Consider the following 358-nt stretch of genomic DNA (forward strand, 5'->3'; position numbering starts at 1 on the left):
CTGATCGTTGACGTTCACGCCAGCCGCGGCGGACGGACCGTTATTGCTGACGGTCATGGTGAAGGTGATGTTGGTACCGACGATCGGGGTCGCGCTCGACGCGGTCTTGATCACCGCGAGATCGGCCGAAGCCACCGGCACCGGCGTATTGGTCGCGGTGTTGTTGCCCGGGGTCGGATCGTTGGTGGTCGACGTGGCCGTCGCGGTGTTCGCATACGGACCGGTCGGCAGCACGGTGGCCACAATTTGCAGGGTCGCATTCGCGCCCGAGGCCAGACCGCCCACGGCCCACACGCCGGTGCCGGCGTTGTAGGTGCCGACGCTCGGCGTCGCCGAAACGAAGGTGTAACCGGCCGGC

General features: G+C 67.3%; 1 protein-coding gene. It reads right to left on the reverse strand.

Annotated features, from left to right (window positions below; translation table 11 throughout):
• Positions 1-358: DUF11 domain-containing protein (locus ASD86_RS26260; protein WP_157477151.1), on the reverse strand; the 358-nt coding region annotated here is incomplete at both ends.

This window comes from Lysobacter sp. Root690 (assembly GCF_001427785.1).
Classification (GTDB): Bacteria; Pseudomonadota; Gammaproteobacteria; order Xanthomonadales; family Xanthomonadaceae; genus Lysobacter.